This is a genomic window from Paraburkholderia sp. SIMBA_053 (assembly GCF_046534895.1).
Lineage (GTDB): Bacteria > Pseudomonadota > Gammaproteobacteria > Burkholderiales > Burkholderiaceae > Paraburkholderia > Paraburkholderia caledonica.
In genome coordinates, this window is the sequence record NZ_JAWRXU010000888.1 from 1 (window position 1) to 264 (window position 264).

Genomic DNA, 264 nt, shown 5'->3' on the forward strand with positions numbered 1-264 from the left:
TGTTCAAAGCTTTTCATTGTCATTTTCTCCATCAGGCGTCCGTCGTATGCGCGACGAGATGCGGCGAGTCCTTTTGCGCGACGTGAATCTTGCCGCCCGCCAACGTACGCAGCACCACGTAGAACACCGGCGTCAGCATCAGGCCGAACAGCGTCACACCCAGCATCCCGAAGAACACGGCCACACCCATCGCGTGACGCATTTCGGAACCCGCGCCGCTCGACACCACCAGCGGCACCACGCCCATGATGAACGCGATCGACG

The 264-nt window shown here is 60.6% G+C and carries 1 protein-coding gene; it reads right to left on the minus strand.

All coding sequences use genetic code 11. The annotated features are described in order from the left end of the window. Nucleotides 1-31: 31 nt before the first annotated feature. Nucleotides 32-264, minus strand: a 233-nt coding sequence (locus SB753_RS38170; RefSeq protein WP_410805306.1) for an efflux RND transporter permease subunit, incomplete at its 5' end; no start/stop codon positions are given.